The sequence below is a fragment of the Companilactobacillus musae genome (assembly GCF_003967595.1).
In the GTDB taxonomy this organism is placed as follows: Bacteria; Bacillota; Bacilli; order Lactobacillales; family Lactobacillaceae; genus Companilactobacillus; species Companilactobacillus musae.
In genome coordinates this window covers 128,151-145,265 of record NZ_BIFW01000004.1, presented here as the reverse complement: position 1 = coordinate 145,265, position 17,115 = coordinate 128,151, and the positions used below count along the sequence as shown (strand labels likewise).

The window sequence follows — 17,115 nt, the reverse complement described above, 5'->3', positions numbered from 1 at the left end:
TTGAATTTAATATTTATTAACTGTAATATTGCTACTAATGTTTTGATTCAAGTTAAGGTTTCATTGGAGGGTCTTTATTATTGAGGCTGGACAAGATGCTAGGTAGCTGACTGCTGCTAAGTGTCTTTTTTTTTACTGAATTAAGACCTTAATAGGAGGGGAGAATTTAATGAAAGTATTAATGCCGTATATTAAGCGCTATCGCAAAGATGTTTATATTGCGCTTATATCAATCATTGCTCTAGTATTTGCGACATTGTGGCAACCACGATTATTACAAGTAATCATGAATGCTATTTTAAAGGGTGATAAAAGCACTATTTTTCAACAAGGGATAGTTTTGATTATTTTAGCGATTATCGGAATCATCGCTGGTGTTATCAATACTATTTATTCCGCACATGTAGCTCTAGGAGTGGCAACTGATCTGCGGGCCGATTTATATAATAAGGTTCAAACTTTTGCTTATGCGGATGTTGAAAAATTTTCAGCATCTAATTTGGTCGTTAGAATGACGAATGATATTAATCAGGTTCAACAAATTGTAATGGCTGGTTTTCAACAAGTTAGTCGAATTCCATTACTCTTTATTGGAGCTTTCATTCTGGCAATGATTACCATGCCACAACAATGGTGGGTTTTAATTGGCATGATGATCATTGTTATTGCTGTTAGTTGGTACTCATATCAAAAAATGAGTAGTTATTTTGCAGAAACGCAACAGGATATTGAAAATGTTAATACTGTTGCTCGTGAAAATTTGATGGGAATTAGAGTTGTGAAGTCATTTGTACAAGAACCTCACGAAATTACTAAATTCTCAAAAGCTTCAGATAGTTTAACTAAAGTTACAGCCAAAATTGGTTATACTTTTGCTATTTTGATGCCAGCCTTCTTTTTGACCGCTAATATAGCAGTCGTTTTAGCTGTTTATTTGGTAGGAAAAAATTTAACTGTTCATCCAACTTATTTAGCAGCAATCACTAGTTTCATTTCGTATTTGATGCAGATTTTATTTGCAGTTATTAATGGTGGCTTTCTTATGATAGCTGCTTCTAGAGCTAATATTTCTCTAGGAAGAATTGGTGAAGTTATGCAAACAGATCCTAGCATGACTTATGTTAAAGGCGATGCAACTCCGGTTGAAGGTGATATTGAATTTGATCATGTAACTTTCACTTATCCTGGAGATGACGCACCTACCTTGAAAGATATCAGTTTTAAAGTTAACGCTGGAGAAATGATTGGAATCGTTGGTGCTACTGGTTCTGGTAAGACGACTTTGGCACAGTTGATAGCGCGTTTATATGATCCTGACAGTGGGGTTATAAAAGTTGGTGGAGTTGATGTCCGTCAACTACCCGAAAAATCTTTACGTGATACAGTCGCTTATGTTTTACAAAGATCTACTTTGTTCTCGGGAACGATTTCAGCTAATTTGCGTCAAGTAAAAGAGGATGCTAGTCCCAACCAAATGCAATGGGCCGCTAATATTGCTCAAGCATCAGAGTTTATTGAACGTTTGCCATTGATGTATGATGCACCAGTTGAAGAGCGTTCATCAAACTTTTCTGGTGGGCAAAAGCAACGTTTGTCAATTACACGTGGTGTTATTGCGGAACCTAAAATTTTAATTCTTGATGATGCCACTTCGGCACTTGATGCTCAATCTGAAAAATTGGTTCAAGAAGCCTTGGATAAGGACTTAACTACAACTACCACAGTAGTGATTGCTGAAAAGATTTCTTCAATCTTACGGGCTGATCGAATCTTAGTTTTAGATGATGGACATATTGTCGGTAATGGTAATCATAAAGAATTAGTTGCTAGCAACGAAGTTTACCAGGAAATTTATCGAACTCAAAAAGCTAGAGAGGGGGGTATGTAATGAGCGATTTAAAAAATGCTAGTAAATATTATTGGCACTATTTAAAGAGATATTGGTTTGGCTTTACAATGACAGCTATTCTGATTGGAATCTCGACTGCCTGTATTGTTATAGCTCCCACTTATTTAGGGCGTGCCGTATCGGAATTGACTACATATTTGCAACAGTGGACTAATACTGCAACACGTGCTAATGCAAGTTTGGGAACGTTTCATAATACTTTATGGATATACTTGGTATTGTATCTTGGCGATGCTTTGACTTTATTTATAGCCAGTTTGATTTTGGCTCGTATTACGGCGTTTTCAACTGGTACTATGCGTGTGGGATTATTCCGCAAAATGCAACGAATGCAAGTTCAGTACTTTGATTCCCACAGTGATGGCGATGTTTTAGCTCGTTATACCTCTGATTTAGATAATATTTTTAATGCTATGAATCAAGCGTTAATTGAAATTTTTCTATCGATGGCGCAATTCATAGGTATTCTGATTGTTATGTTTAATCAAAATGTCACTATGGCATGGGTAACAATGAGTTCAACTCCTGTAGCTTTAATAATTGCCGCAGTTGTGATGAAAAAAGCTGGAGTAGCAGTTAATAATCAGCAGGATGATATCGGTAAATTAAATGGATATATCAATGAGCAAGTAACAGCTCAAAAAGTTATTATCACTAATGGATTGCAAAAGGATTCTATAAAGGGGTTTGAGAAGTATAATCAAAAAGTTCGTAAATCCGCTATGTCTGGCCAAATTTGGTCAGGGGTATTGAATCCTTTGATGCAAGGTATGTCTTTGCTCAATACTGCTATCGTTATTTTCTTTGGTTCTTGGTTTGCTTTAAATGGCACTTTATCAACCGGAGCAGCCTTAGCATTGGTAGTTGTTTTTGTTAATTATGCACAACAGTATTATCAACCAATTATGTCAATTACAAGTTTGTATGGAATGATCCAGTTAGCAATTACTGGTGCCCGTCGAGTTGATGAGGTAAGAAGTCAACCTGATGAAATAGAACCAGCTGACGGTAAGTCTTTAGCTGGTATTAAAAATGAATTGCAAATTTCAGATGTTCATTTTAGTTATTTGCCGGGTAAAGAAATTCTTCATGGTGTATCTATTTCGGTTCATAAAGGTGAAATGGTTGCCTTAGTAGGTCCAACTGGTTCTGGTAAAACAACGGTAATGAATCTTTTGAATCGATTCTATGATGTAGATAGTGGTGCAATTACAATAGATGGTACTGATATTCGTGAGTTTTCACTTAAGGAATTACGAAAAAATGTTGGTATTGTACTTCAAGACCCACAATTGTTCTCTGGAACTATTGCTGATAATATTCGCTATGGAGATCCAGATGCAGGGATGGATCGGGTAATCGATGCAGCTAAGCAAGCTAATATTCATGAATTTATTACTAGTTTGCCAAATGGCTATGATACTGAAGTATCAGATGAGCAGAGTATTTTCTCAGCTGGTCAAAAACAGTTAATGTCAATTGCAAGAACTATATTAACTAATCCTCAATTGTTGATATTGGATGAGGCTACTTCTAACGTTGATACCGTTACAGAGGCTAATATTCAAGCAGCGATGGATCGAGTGATCCAAGGACGGACTAGTTTTGTCATTGCTCATCGACTTAAGACAATTTTGAATGCTGATAAGATTGTTGTTTTGAAAGATGGAACCATTATCGAACAAGGTAATCATGAGGCTTTGTTGAAAGAAAATGGCTTCTACGCTGGTTTATATCACAATCAGATGGTTACTGATTAATCAAGTAAATTAAAAAGACATCCTATTAAGAATATGTATCATTCTTAGTAGGGTGTCTTTTGTTATCTGTTAATATAGAAATCCCAGAATTTTTTAGCTACATCAATTTTTGACATTAATGGCCAAGTTGTAGGTTCATGATTTTTTTGAAGCAGTGTAATACGGTTTGTATCAACACCAAACCCAGATCCTTCATTAGCCACATTATTGGCTAAAATTACATCAGCATTTTTATGAGCTAATTTTTTTTCGGCGTTGCTTAAAAGATTTTGCGTTTCAGCAGCGAAACCAACGACAAACTGTTTGTTTTTAGTAGCAGCGATAGTTTTCAAAATGTCAGGATTTTTAGTGAGCTCGATAGTAAAGAGATCTTCATCGTCATTTTTTTTGATTTTTTGGTCAGCCACATGTAAAGGTTTGAAATCAGCAACGGCAGCTGCCATTACTAAAGCATCAGTTGTAGGGAAAACGTCTTGCAATTGTTGCATCATTTCACTGGCAGTTTGGACTTGGATGATATTCATACCCGCTAATGGAGCATCAACAGTCGTAATCAAAGTAACCTCAGCACCTAAATCTCGAGCGACAGTTGCCATGGCCAGTCCCATTTTTCCAGAAGAACGATTTCCAATATAACGAACTGGATCGATTGCCTCTTTAGTTCCACCAGCAGTGACAACAACTTTTTTACCAGCTAATTTTTTTTCAGTAAAATTATTTTCAATAGCATTCATGATAACTGATAATTCTGGCAAGCGACCTTTGCCGGTCATGCCTTCAGCCAGAAATCCTTCAGCTGGTTCAACAATTTGAATTCCCATTTCTTGTAAAGTTTGAAGATTTTTTTGAACTGCTGGATTATCATACATATCCGTATTCATAGTTGGAAAGATCAACTTAGGGGCAGTAGTAGCAAGTAAGCTAGTTGAAGTAATATCATCAGCAATACCGTTGGCCATTTTGCCAATGATATTAGCAGTAGCGGGAACAACGATAGCCAAGTCAGTCCAAAGTGCCAGTTGAATGTGAGGAATAAAATCATCAGGACTAGTTTGGGGAGTAAAATTATCAGTAATAACAGGATGTTGACTAAGAGTGGCAAAAGTTAATGGCGTCACAAATTTTTGAGCAGCGTCAGTCATAATAACTTGAACAATAGCTTCTTGTTTGATCAAAGCTCTTACGATCCCTAAGCTTTTATAGGCAGCAATACCACCAGTTACGTATACAGCAATATGTTTATCTTTGAGCATCTCTTCACCTCAAAAAAATTTTTTCTTACTATATTATACCTGTTTTAGGGTTATGATATGATGCTCTTATTAGGAGGATTCAATGAATATTTATACAGCTGATATAATTTTATTTTTATTATTGATATCTATTTTTAATGATCCATTGCTTAACATCGTTCAGGCGTTAGGGTTGAGCTTTTTAACAAGTGAAATAATTATTGGCATAATTTTAATTGTGCTGTTACTCTTGATTCATAAATATGTTTTACGTAAGTATATTTTTAAAAAATAAATAGATGCCGTCCTCCGCAACAAAGCCGATTGGGCTGGAACGTAGTGGGCCGACTTGGAGCCAATGAAGTTCGCATTGTCTTCAAGTTCGACCTTCTACTAAATCCGCAAAGTTCGCGAATTAAGTAGAATTTCACTACTGAGCCCATCGGCTTTGTTGCTCCGGACTAATGTGTTGTTTTGATATTTTTAAATAGTGTTACTGTAAGTTTAGTTAATAAACAATAGTAAGAACTAATTTTTAGTCGGGAGTAAAGTCTCTGTGGACCCTCAGTGGTGAAATTATTCTTAGCTTGCGTAGCAAGGTTAGAATAAGGTCTATATTTGAGACAATCGCGTTTTTTGATTGGCTTAAATTCGTGCCCACCACGTTCCAGTGGTCCACAGAGACTTCACGGACGACGGCAGTTAAAAAAGAACTAACTATAACCTTTACAATCACTTTTTTGTGAAGAGAAGTGTAAAATTAAGATAATTACATTTCCACCAAAGGAGAGATATTTTAGATGGAAAACGTTATTTCACAACGAGAACTTGAAAATAAGGAATTGGCAAAACGTGCTGCTGAAGAGGCCATTGTTTTGTTACAGAATAAAAATCAAACGTTACCTTTGAAGAATAAAACAGTTGCTGTTTATGGTAGTGGGGCCTTTGCTACAGTCAAGGGAGGAACTGGTTCGGGAGATGTTAATCAACGTAATGTTGTTAGTATCTTAGATGGACTTGAAAATCATGGCTTTACAGTTACTTCTAAATCATGGCTAATGAGGTTACAAAGATATTATCAAAGAGAAAGTGATCTATATACTGAAAAATTAAAGGATGACCCAATGGCATTGTTGGCGCCAGCTTTTAAATTTAAAGATCCCGAAGTGGCTGAATTTGATGCCGCAACAACAGGAATTTATGTGATTTCTCGAAGTTCAGGTGAAAACTATGATCGTCGTAATCACAAAGGCGACTTTAAGTTAACTGATAATGAATTGTCTAATATTATTCAGATGAGTGAATATTATAACAATAGTGTAGTGCTCCTAAATGTTGGCGGAGTGATGGATACTAGTTTTTTAGATCAGTGTCCAATGCTTGATAGTGTCGTTTTGGTTTCTCAATTAGGAATGACTAGTGGCGATGCAGTAGCAGAAATTCTTGATGGGACTAAGACGCCTTCTGGTAAATTATCTGATACTTGGGCCAAGTCATATCATGATTATCCAACCTCAGAGAACTTTGGAATGTCAAATCCTGAATATGTTGAAGGAAATTATGTTGGTTATCGTTATTTTGATAGTTTTAATGTTAAACCACGTTATGAGTTTGGTTATGGTTTGAGTTATGCTAAATTCTTTATCAAATCTCAAAAAGTTAACGTAAATGAAAAACGAATTCGTTTACAAGTAAATGTAGAAAATACAGATGAAAATTATGCTGGTCAGGAAACAGTTCAAATTTATGTTTCTAAACCACAAACAAACATCCCGACACCTTATCAAGATTTGATTGGTTATAATAAGACCACAATTCTTCGTCCTAAAGCACATCAGACCTTAGAATTTGAAATTCCAGTTACTGATTTGAGTGTATTTGATATTGAATTAGGAGCTTATATTTTAGTTCCGGGAACTTATTATCTTCGAGTTGGGAATAGTTCACGTAAAACAGAAGTTGTGGCTAAATTTAAACTGGACGAAAAGGTTATTTTAAAGAAAGTTGAAGATGTTCTCAAGCCAAGAATTGATCCAACGACTTTAACTAAGAATAATGTTGAGTTAAAACAAGTAAATAATGTACCGCTCTTCATTCTTAAAGCTAATAATTTTCCAGAAACAGAGTTTGTTCAATATCAAGAATCTTCTGATGTAACGACCTTTGTATCTGAAAGAGAGAACTTGCCTGGTAATGGGTTAGATCAAGTTATTGAGCATGTTAGAGATGCAGCTGGAAAGACTTTGAACGATGTTTTTGATGGAGATGTTGAATTAGCTGAATTTATCGCAAGTTTGACCGACAAACAGTTAGTCGATTTAGTTGAAGGTACATTGTCCAGTTCAGAAAATAGTATGGTTGGAATTTCTTCAGATTTGGTCCCTGGTGCTGCCGGTCAGACTGGAACTATTTCATCAAAAAGGATTCCTGCTGTAGTTATGGCTGATGGTCCTGCCGGGGTTAGGGTTGATCCTGTCTATGAGAGAAATGAACAAACAATTACTCACTATGCAACTGCATGGCCAGTTGGTACAGCTTTAGCACAGACATGGAATAAAGATCTAATTGAAAAAGTTGGTTTTGCAGTTGGTACAGAGATGAAAGAATTTGGAGTTGATCTATGGCTAGCTCCAGGAATGAATATTCATCGTGATCCATTAGGTGGAAGAAACTTTGAATATTTTTCTGAAGATCCTTATCTTTCTGGTACTATGGCGGCTTTTGAAACCAAGGGAGTTCAATCGCATCCTAAAATTGGTGTAACTTTGAAACACTTTATGGGTAACAATCAAGAAAGTTTTCGTAATTATGGTAATAGTGTTATTGGTGAACAAGCTCTCCGAGAAATTTATTTGCGTAATTTTGAGATTGCTATCAAACTTTGCCAACCAGTTGCAATTATGTCTTCATATAATCGAGTTAATGGAACTTTCTCAGGTGCAAATTTTGAACTTTTAACGAATATTTTACGTGATGAGTGGAATTTTGAAGGAACCGTTATGACTGACTGGTTTAGTTCAGCTGATCCTAAAAAGAGCATGCATGCTGGGAATGATTTAATAATGCCTGGTAGTTCTAAATCAGAGTTAATGAGTGCGGTTAGTGATTTCGGCCCCGAATTTGATCGTCAGGCCAATATTAAGATCAAAAAAGATTATGATTTATTGAAAAAGAAATTTGTGGAAACTGAAATGTGGAATGACTTTACAATTGATGCTGATGGTGAAGTAATTGTTAAGGTTAGAGTTGGTGATAATTCGCGCTTAAATAATCGAGTTAAAAATTGGATCTATAATGATGAAGCACAAATAGTTGATGATGAGCATATTTTATTGACTGGTAAATGGAAAGATAATAACGATCTTTATCTAGGTGATTTACAGAAGTCGGCAGTTAATGTCTTAAGAATGGTTTTGAAATTGAAATTTTAAACAATTAAAAAAGGTATTCCGTCAGATAAAGCATACTTTAAACATGTATGTTATATCTCTGATGGAATACCTTTTATTTATTAATATGTAGATGATTAGTATCTGTTAAGTAATTCAACGTAGGCGTCTACGATACTTTGTAAGAAACCAACAGTACCTTCAGCAACATTGCCGTCTTTATCAAGAATATTAGTTACATTACCAATGTAAGCTTCTGGTTGTTGCAAGACAGGCATGTTCAAGAATACTAGTGATTGACGTAATGTATGGTTAGCACCGAAACCACTAATAGCACCAGGTGAAACGCTGACGATAGCGGCAGGCTTCTTGTCCCAAGCACTTTGACCGTATGGACGTGAACCAACATCAATCGCATTCTTTAAACCACCAGGGATTGAACGGTTATATTCTGGGGTAACGAATAAAACACCGTCAGCATCCTTAATTTGATCTCTAAATTCAGTATATTCTGCAGGTACACTTTCAGGTGTATCAATATCTTCACTATATAGTGGCAAATTACCAATTTCGACTAATTTTGCTTCATAGTCACTTGGGAATAGCTTCATAAGATTTTTAGCAATTTGTTTTGAGTATGATCCTTTACGCAAACTACCAACTAAAACTGCAATTTTTTTTGACATATAAAAACTCCTCCATATCCTTCGATGTTTCTAAATTATCACAAATAAATTTATTCAACAAATATTTGTTCTCGCAAACAAATATTTTTTAAAATATAGAAATCGGTTACAAAGACATTGATAAATCAATCACAATGTGTTAGCATTTCGTCAAAAGATTATATATCGGCAAAATATATTATGATATTTGATCTTGATTACAATTAGATTACAAAAAATGATCCTAAGTGATTTTTTTTATTGTGTCTGTAATATGTTTGTTATATTCGTCTTGTATAGTGTCCTCTGGTAAACATAAAACCGGGGAGAGATTAGTTGCTAAAGCAAATTAAATTAGATGCACTACTTATTATTAGTTTGATCGTTACAGGGGGAATGGGATATACAGTTGCCTATGCTGCAGATACATCGTCAAGCCAAGTAAGTAATACAACAGATTTTCAAAAAACATTAACTAGTTTGGAAACAAATCAAACTGTTAATGGTGATGCTTATACACTAAATAAAAAAGTATCATTATCAGACAATAAGGAATTTATGCCTGGTATAAGTCATAGTGAAAAGGACCCAAATATGGGTGACGTTACATCAACACAAACAAGTCAAGATGTTGACCATGCACCAGTCCAAGATTCACAACCAGAACAAATCGAAGCTTCACAACAAGCAATAACACAAGCGGCCGCAGAGCCACCAGTAGAAATGCAATCAACAGGTAAAAATGTTGGTACATTCAAAATTAGTTTTTATGATCCAGCTGTTTTAGGATCAGATATGGGTTATTCAGGAGTTGCTACAAACTTAAGCGTTATCCCTCGTGGATCAAGCTTGAAGATTACTACAGCTCAAGGTGATGTCTATTATCGTACCGTAAACGATACAGGTACATTTGCCTATGACAATCCATATCAAATTGATATGGCAATGCCTAATAGCATGATTCCATCATACGGAATTACAAGTGCCACAGTTGAAATTATTGGTTAAGAACCAAGAGTTGCCTTATCGTAGCTCGTTTCAAATTTACCATCTATAGAAAGAACCCTACAATTATTAAGATGACAAAGATGTCTAATAATTATAGGGCTTTTTTTATGTTTAAATAAATATTATATTATCATGAGGGGCAGAAAATGTTTTCAATGATCTTTTTATTGTAAGATAGAGTTATTGAAAAGAAGGTCAGATAAATGAAAGCATTTGGTGTAACTGATAATAAGATAACTAGTTTTGTTGAATTTGATAAAACTCAAGAAGTTGCTAAGGAACGTGATTTGTTGGTTAAGATTGAGGGAGTTTCGGTCAATCCCGTTGATATTGCTACGCGTAAAAATATTGCTGGTGAATTAAAAGCTCCCAAGATTTTAGGATATGACGGTTATGGAATTGTTGAGGGCGTTGGAAATAAAGTAAAGAATTTCCAAGTTGGTGACAAGGTATTTTTTGCCGGCGATTATACTCGTGATGGTTCGTATCAAGAATATGAGTTGATTGATGAAAGAATTGTAGCTCATGCACCTAAAGAAACTTCAATTGAAAAAAGTGTTGCTATGCCGTTAGTTACTTTAACGGCAAGCGAGCTGTTATTTGAAAAGTTAGATATTGATCCAGCTGTCGACAATCGAAATAAAACTATTTTGATTATTAATGGAGCAGGTGGTGTTGGCTCAATTGCAACTCAATTGGCACATTTAGCCGGTTTAAGAGTTATTTCTACTGCATCGACTGATGAGAAGGTTAAGTGGGTAAAAAACCTCGGAGCCGATTTAGTAGTCAATCATCATCAAGATTTAGTCAAACAAATTCATGATTTAGGAATTGAAAATATCGACTATATTATCGGTTTGAGTGATAATGATCCTCATTGGCAAGAGATCGTAGAATTGATTAAACCATTTGGAACTTTTGCTACTATCACCAATCTGCGTGAATCACAAGTAATGGATTTGAAACAAAAGTCAGTTAACTTTGCTTGGGAGTGGATGTTTACTAAGGCAAAGTTCAAGTTGGAGTCAATGTCTGATCAAGGAGCTTATTTGGAAAAATTAGCAGTCGGTTTAGACAGTGGCATGATTCATTCGACAGTAACTAAGGTATTCCATGGCTTTAATTTAGAGAATATTAAGAAAGCTACTGAATTAGTTGAAGGCGGCCATATGATGGGGAAAGTTGTTATTAAAGCATAAAAAAACATCTATTTGGGGATATGATATCGTAACAGGTATCAATAAACTTCAAATAGATGTTTTTCTTATTTTAAATTAAATCGAAATGTTTTAAACCATTAACGATACCACCGTTAACGTTTTCAGTGGTAACATAAGTAGCAGCATCTTTAACCGGAGCTATACCATTACCCATGGCAATACCGTAGTCAGCGTATTTGATCATTGGTAGGTCATTCGTACCATCGCCAAAAGCATAGACAGGTTTGTCTTCCATTTTTAATTCTTTGAGTAGGTGTTTGATTCCACTCATTTTGGAAACGCCTTTGGCAACAGTATCGATTGAATGATAGCCTGTGTTATAGAATTGCAACTCGGGGAATTTAGTTTGATATTCTTTGCCGTCACTGTCAGTAAGAATGACAAACATTGGAATATCGTCTTTTTGATAAAAATCAGGATCAATTTCAGGAATATCTAAACTTAGCTTGTGGAAAAATTCTGTAATAAAAGGTGTTTCACCACTTAAAAAAGTTTTATCGGTTGAATGCATGTAAATTGAATCGCCAGCTTGATGAGCCATGTCGATTATTTCTTTAACCAATTCTGGTTTTATATTATTACTGTAAACGACTTTGTCTTGAGATTGGACAAATGCACCATTTAAAGTAATATAAGTATCAATACCGGTAGTACTTGTGACAGCATCAATTTCAATAGGTGCTCGTCCAGTACTGATAACGGGTAAATAATTATTCTGTTTGAGTTCTTTGACAGCTTGTACCACGGACTCGTCAACCTGAGAATGATTGTTTAGGAGGGTTCCGTCCAAATCAAAAAAGACAGTTCCTCGATAATTTTCTTGCAAAAGATCACCAACCTAATTTTATTTTGTATACTAGCAATATGGTAACAATTTTTTCTGTAATGAGATAGTCTTAACTTTAAATATGGAGTGATATATTTATGAAGATTTTAATGATAGAGGATAACAAGTCCGTATCTGAAATGATGGGCATGTTTTTCCAAAAAGAAAAATGGGAAGCAAGTTTTGCTTATGATGGTAATCAAGCCGTTGATATGTTTAATGAAGATCCAGATAAGTGGGACATGATTACCTTAGACCTTAATCTCCCTGGCAAAGATGGTATGGAAGTTGCTAAAGAAATTAGAAAAGTTTCTAAAACAGTGCCCATTATTATGTTGACAGCTCGAGATACTGAAAGTGATCAAGTTCTTGGATTAGAATTTGGCGCTGATGATTATGTAACTAAGCCTTTCAGTCCCATTACTTTGATTGCTAGAATGAAAGCAATTCATCGACGTGATGAGAATTTGGCAGAAAAGTTAGCTGAAAATACTCCGGTTAATGCAGAAGTAGAAGAGGCTGATGATGGCTTTGATATTAATACAGGATTCTTTAAGTTAAATTCAAATACTCGTGAAGCTTATCTAGACGGTAAAGAAATCCCTGATTTAACACCTAAGGAATTTGATCTTTTGAAAACCTTGGCAAGTAAGCCAAAGCAAGTCTTTTCACGTGAACAATTGTTGGAACAAGTTTGGGACTATGATTATTTTGGTGAAGAAAGAACCGTTGATGCTCATATCAAAAAACTTCGTCAAAAAATTGAAAAAGTTGGTCCTCAAGTTATTGAAACCGTTTGGGGCGTTGGTTATAAGTTTGACGATTCAGGAGTAAAGAGTAAAGCCTAATGAAATTAATTTACCAAAATATGCTGAGCTTTTTGATTGTTATTTTAACAACGCTTGGGATTATTTTGTATTCTGTAACTAGTGCCTCAACTAATTGGGAGTACAACCGGACTTATAAGAGTTTGGAGAGTTATGCTGGTAATCTTGAGAAGATAGCTTTGAAAACTGATCCAAAAACTGGGCAAATTCATAATATAACTGGTGATAATATTCGAACAGTTGAACAAGTTCTTTCGGAGAGAAATGTTCAATTTGCGATTTTTGATTATGATAATAATCAAGTTTATCCAACTCCACCAACAAATGTTAAGTTGCATTTGAAACAGTCATATTGGAATAAACTGAAGCAAGGTAAGACAATTCGTAATGTCCAAAAGCCTCAGAATACTGCAGGCAATCCAAGGCTTCGCAAGGATGATAACCGCAGTTATGTTTATGTTTTGACACCTTGGTTCCAAAATGGAAAATTGGTTGCAGCCGTTTGGGCGGGATCGGATGTTTCTGAGCTTCAAACTAATATCGGTGAGATAAATAGTCGTTTGTATTTTGCTTTATTGATTTCATTGTTAGCGGCAATTATTTTGAGTTTTTTGCTGTCGAGATATCAAGTCAATCGTATCAATCGTTTACGAGGAGCTACTAAAAAAGTTGCCAATAATGATTTTTCAGTTCACATTGAAAGTAAAGGTCGCGATGAACTTGATGATTTAGCCGATGATTTTAATCAAATGGTTAAGTCATTAGAGGCTTCAGATAAAGAAATTAAACGTCAGGAGCAACGTCGTAAGGAATTCATGGCCGATGCTTCCCATGAAATGAGAACGCCATTGACGACAATTAATGGATTGCTGGAGGGTTTAGCTTATGATGCTATTCCAGAAGAATCCAAAGGTCAAAGTATCCAATTAATGCGTAATGAAACAAAGCGTTTGATTCGTTTAGTTAATGAGAATCTTGATTATGAAAAGATACGAACTAATCAAATTACAATGGCAAAACGTGTTTTTGATGCTAATAAACCGTTGCAAGATATTACTTCACAATTGGAAAAGAAAGCTGCATCATCAAAAGATGAATTAATTTTGAAGCCATTTGAAGGCGAATTGAAGACATATGCTGATTATGATCGTTTTGTACAAGTGATCTTCAATATCATGCAAAATGCTATTCAGTTTACTAATAATGGACAAATATTTATCAGCGGTGGTCGCGATGAAGACCGTCATGCTTCAATTTTTACTGTTTCTGATACTGGTATTGGGATGTCTGAAGATCAAGTAAAGAATATTTGGGATCGTTATTATAAAGCAGATCCATCACGTAAAAATCGTAAGTATGGTGAATCTGGTTTAGGACTTTCTATTGTTCACCAATTGGTTGAAAATCATGGCGGTGAAATAGAAGTTAAGAGTAAGCTTAACGAAGGAACAACCTTTATCGTGACACTCTTTGATGAGGGTTATGAACATAAACCAAACGAAAAAAATCAACAAGACCAATAAAGGGTATTTGTAGAATTTAAGCTTGGTTATAACTAATATTAACTAAGTTGATGGAAGGATTCCGTCGTCCGTAAAAAATCTGTGGACCGCTGGAACGTGGTGGACACGACTTGAAGCCAATTGAAATTCGCAATTGTCTCCAAGCTCGGTCTTCTACTAAACTCACTACGTGAGCTAAGTAGAATTTCACCACTGAGGGTCCACAGATTTTTTACTCCCGACTGTGTTTTTGGAATCTAGATTTATCTATTAAAACTGTATTATTGGAACTGTTTTTATTAAAAAAGAGCAGAATTTATTGGAAGATTTAGGTATATTTTACATACCTTGATTTTTTTCAATAAATTCTGTTCTTTTTTTTAATCAAATAATCAATAAAGTAATATACCAGTCCGGAGCAACAAGAAAATTGGCTCAGCCGCGAAATTCTTCTTAGTGAGGAACTCACTTAGAAGAAAGGCCAGTATTTGAAACAACTCTGAACTTGAGTTGGTTCAAATCTGTGCCCGCAGCGTTCCAGCCAAATTTTCTTGTTGCGGAGGACGACATATTTATTATCATCGATTTTATTTCTTGTCTTTATTTAAGTATGACCAACTGTCAATTGGAGTACGGTCATCTTGAAGCTGGACTGCATCAGTATTATAAAGATCGGTTGTTGATTTGTTACCGTTTTTCGAATATAAACTAGTTGATTTATCACCAAGGTCATTACGAATTTTTTCCATTTGTTGAACTTGGTTTTGATAAGAGTAATTAGCTGGATTGACTGGCATAAAGTCAAACGGGGTGTAGAATCTCAAAAGATTTTTGTTATTAACACTATCAGAAGTCTTCAATCTTAAATCAACTTCTTGTTCCCATTTTTCAACTTTGGTTAATAATTCAGGATTATCACGCATGTCAACTTGTTCGCCGGTGTCATTAGAATAAACTCTAGTCTTTCCGTTAGTACGATAAACGGTGTAATGTGGAGTAACAAAATTTTTATTTCTAAATGCCACGATTGAATTATGCTGTTTAGAGAAAAGATCAGTTCCAACTTGAACGTATTGTTTAGTATTGATACCTGCTAAGTGTAGAAGTGTTGGTAGAACATCAATTTCGCCACCATAAGTGTGATTGATTCCACCTTTGAGACCATCCATATGAATCATGAATGGAACTTTTTGCATGGTATGAGTAGTGTCAAATTCGGTCCAAGTATCTGGAGTTTTACCTAATAGTGTAGATAATCCATCGGCATGTTGTTCTGAATTTAAGCCATAATGATCTCCATATAAAACGACCATTGATTTTTTATCCAATCCAGTTGCTTTGAGATAATTGAAAAATTCCTCTACTGATTTATCTAAATAATGAGCTGTTTTGAAATAACGGTTGACTGTATCGATAGAAGTATCTGATGTTTGAAAATCGCCATTGTCTTCATCTGATAGGGGATATCCTACATGGTTAGTAACGGTTAAAAACTTAACGTAGAAGGGTTGTTGCATTTGTTCCAAATATTTAACGCCTTCGGAGAACAATAGTTTATCTTTAATACCGTAATTGTTTTCTGATAGGGAACCGGGAGTAACATCGTAGTAACTTTCATCGAAGAAATAATTGTAACCCATATTCTTGTAGGTAACATTTCGGCCCCAGAAACTAGCACTATTACCATGGAAGACAGCACTCTTATAGCCCTTTTTCTGACCTAGGATGGCCGGAGCAGCTTGGAAAGTATTATCACCGCCCAGTTTTTGGAAAAATGATCCTTCAGGTAATCCAAAAAGACCACTTTCAAGCATAGTTTCTGCATCACTTGTTCGGCCAGAGCCTACTTCATGGTAAAAATTATCAAACGAAATAGTATTTTGATCATTGTAAAGACTATTCAAAAATGGAGTTACTTCTTGACCGTTGACCTTCATATCAATTAGAAATTGTTCAAAGCTTTCTAAATGAATGATGATAATATTTTTGCCATTAGCTTTACCGAAATATTTTGGATTAGGTGCAGCATAGTTTTGCTTTGTATAATCTAAAACACTGTCTATTTCCGTTTCAGTTGCACTAGAACGAACTTGGTCATTTTGAACAGAACGAACGGCATCATAAGCTAAAAAAGTGTTAATACCTAAATATTTGACGATATAAGAGTGATCAAAGGTTCTCCCCAGTAATTGGGGACGATTGGCTTCAGAACCTGCCAAATCAGCTGAGAATAAGGCAATTCCTAGACAAGTGGTAGCCAAAGCATTTATTTTTCTAAAAGGACGTTGATCGATTTTTACGAAACGTGTTGCAAATAATAGAATTATAATAATAAAATCAATTAAATAAATAATATCTCGTAGTTGCATCGAGCCAACGGTACTGCTGCCTAAACCTTTGGCAACTTTACCAACACCGACGATGGTACTTGCAGAGATAAAGTCGGACAATTCACGATAATAAAGAATGTTGGCATAAATAAACAGCGAATCGGCAATATATATTACTCCCATAACAATATAGGAGATTTTTGCTTTGTTAATATAAAGAGCCAAGCTCATTAATAAAACGATTGTTGCAAAGGGATTTACTATTGCAAAGAAATGTTGCAATAAATTCTCAATACTTAAAGAAAAGTCTATGTAGTAGGCAATAACCGTCTTTAACCATAAACAAATGATTAAAAAGGTCATAAAGCCTAATCGTTTGTTTAAAAAGGTTTGAATTTTTTTCATTTTTTTCCTCATAATTAAATTAGTTCACCGATTAATAATACG

12 protein-coding genes are annotated in these 17,115 nt (G+C 35.2%); 8 read left to right on the top strand and 4 right to left on the bottom strand.

Annotated elements, in window-relative coordinates:
* The first annotated feature begins 169 nt into the window (after positions 1-169).
* The gene (locus LAB100_RS07150; protein WP_119326511.1) at positions 170-1,888 is read left to right on the top strand and encodes an ABC transporter ATP-binding protein; all 1,719 of its coding nucleotides are present in this window, start codon (positions 170-172) and stop codon (positions 1,886-1,888) included.
* Positions 1,888-3,669 carry an ABC transporter ATP-binding protein gene (locus LAB100_RS07145; protein WP_119326510.1) on the top strand — a complete coding sequence of 594 codons (1,782 nt, stop codon included), beginning with the start codon at positions 1,888-1,890 and terminating at the stop codon, positions 3,667-3,669. The genes LAB100_RS07150 and LAB100_RS07145 overlap by 1 nt, the downstream gene beginning before the upstream one ends.
* Positions 3,670-3,731: 62 nt before the next feature.
* Here the strand turns inward: LAB100_RS07145 and coaBC are convergent, their stop codons facing one another.
* Complete coding sequence (gene coaBC / locus LAB100_RS07140) at positions 3,732-4,922, bottom strand: bifunctional phosphopantothenoylcysteine decarboxylase/phosphopantothenate--cysteine ligase CoaBC (RefSeq protein WP_119326509.1); 1,191 nt, start codon at positions 4,920-4,922, stop codon at positions 3,732-3,734.
* Between the two features lie 82 nt (positions 4,923-5,004).
* On the opposite strand from coaBC, the gene LAB100_RS07135 reads away from it, so the two are divergent.
* Positions 5,005-5,196: a hypothetical protein gene (locus tag LAB100_RS07135; protein WP_119326508.1), complete on the top strand. Its 192-nt coding sequence runs from the start codon at positions 5,005-5,007 to the stop codon at positions 5,194-5,196.
* 505 nt (positions 5,197-5,701) lie between these two features.
* The gene (locus LAB100_RS07130; RefSeq protein ID WP_119326507.1) at positions 5,702-8,332 is read left to right on the top strand and encodes a glycoside hydrolase family 3 protein; all 2,631 of its coding nucleotides are present in this window, start codon (positions 5,702-5,704) and stop codon (positions 8,330-8,332) included.
* A 95-nt stretch (positions 8,333-8,427) separates the two neighbouring features.
* Here LAB100_RS07130 and LAB100_RS07125 read toward each other — a convergent pair whose 3' ends face one another.
* The gene (locus tag LAB100_RS07125; protein ID WP_119326506.1) at positions 8,428-8,976 is read right to left on the bottom strand and encodes an NADPH-dependent FMN reductase; all 549 of its coding nucleotides are present in this window, start codon (positions 8,974-8,976) and stop codon (positions 8,428-8,430) included.
* Between the two features lie 315 nt (positions 8,977-9,291).
* Here LAB100_RS07125 and LAB100_RS11695 point away from each other — a divergent pair, with 315 nt between their 5' ends.
* Both LAB100_RS11695 and LAB100_RS07115 read left to right on the top strand, forming a co-directional pair.
* Positions 9,292-9,963 carry a hydrolase gene (locus LAB100_RS11695; RefSeq protein WP_246001291.1) on the top strand — a complete coding sequence of 224 codons (672 nt, stop codon included), beginning with the start codon at positions 9,292-9,294 and terminating at the stop codon, positions 9,961-9,963.
* A gap of 203 nt (positions 9,964-10,166) precedes the next feature.
* Entirely contained in the window at positions 10,167-11,162 is a 996-nt protein-coding gene (locus tag LAB100_RS07115) for a zinc-binding alcohol dehydrogenase family protein (protein ID WP_119326505.1), read from the top strand.
* A 70-nt stretch (positions 11,163-11,232) separates the two neighbouring features.
* Here LAB100_RS07115 and LAB100_RS07110 read toward each other — a convergent pair whose 3' ends face one another.
* A complete protein-coding gene (locus LAB100_RS07110; RefSeq protein WP_119326504.1) occupies positions 11,233-12,009 on the bottom strand; it encodes a Cof-type HAD-IIB family hydrolase in 777 nt (258 codons plus the stop codon).
* Between the two features lie 98 nt (positions 12,010-12,107).
* On the opposite strand from LAB100_RS07110, the gene LAB100_RS07105 reads away from it, so the two are divergent.
* The gene (locus LAB100_RS07105; RefSeq protein ID WP_119326503.1) at positions 12,108-12,857 is read left to right on the top strand and encodes a winged helix-turn-helix domain-containing protein; all 750 of its coding nucleotides are present in this window, start codon (positions 12,108-12,110) and stop codon (positions 12,855-12,857) included.
* A complete protein-coding gene (locus LAB100_RS07100) occupies positions 12,857-14,359 on the top strand; it encodes an ATP-binding protein (protein ID WP_119326502.1) in 1,503 nt (500 codons plus the stop codon). The genes LAB100_RS07105 and LAB100_RS07100 overlap by 1 nt, the downstream gene beginning before the upstream one ends.
* Before the next feature lie 566 nt (positions 14,360-14,925).
* Here LAB100_RS07100 and LAB100_RS07095 read toward each other — a convergent pair.
* On the bottom strand, positions 14,926-17,073 hold the full coding sequence (locus LAB100_RS07095; RefSeq protein WP_119326501.1) for an LTA synthase family protein: 2,148 nt from the start codon (positions 17,071-17,073) through the stop codon (positions 14,926-14,928).
* Between the last annotated feature and the right edge of the window lie 42 nt (positions 17,074-17,115).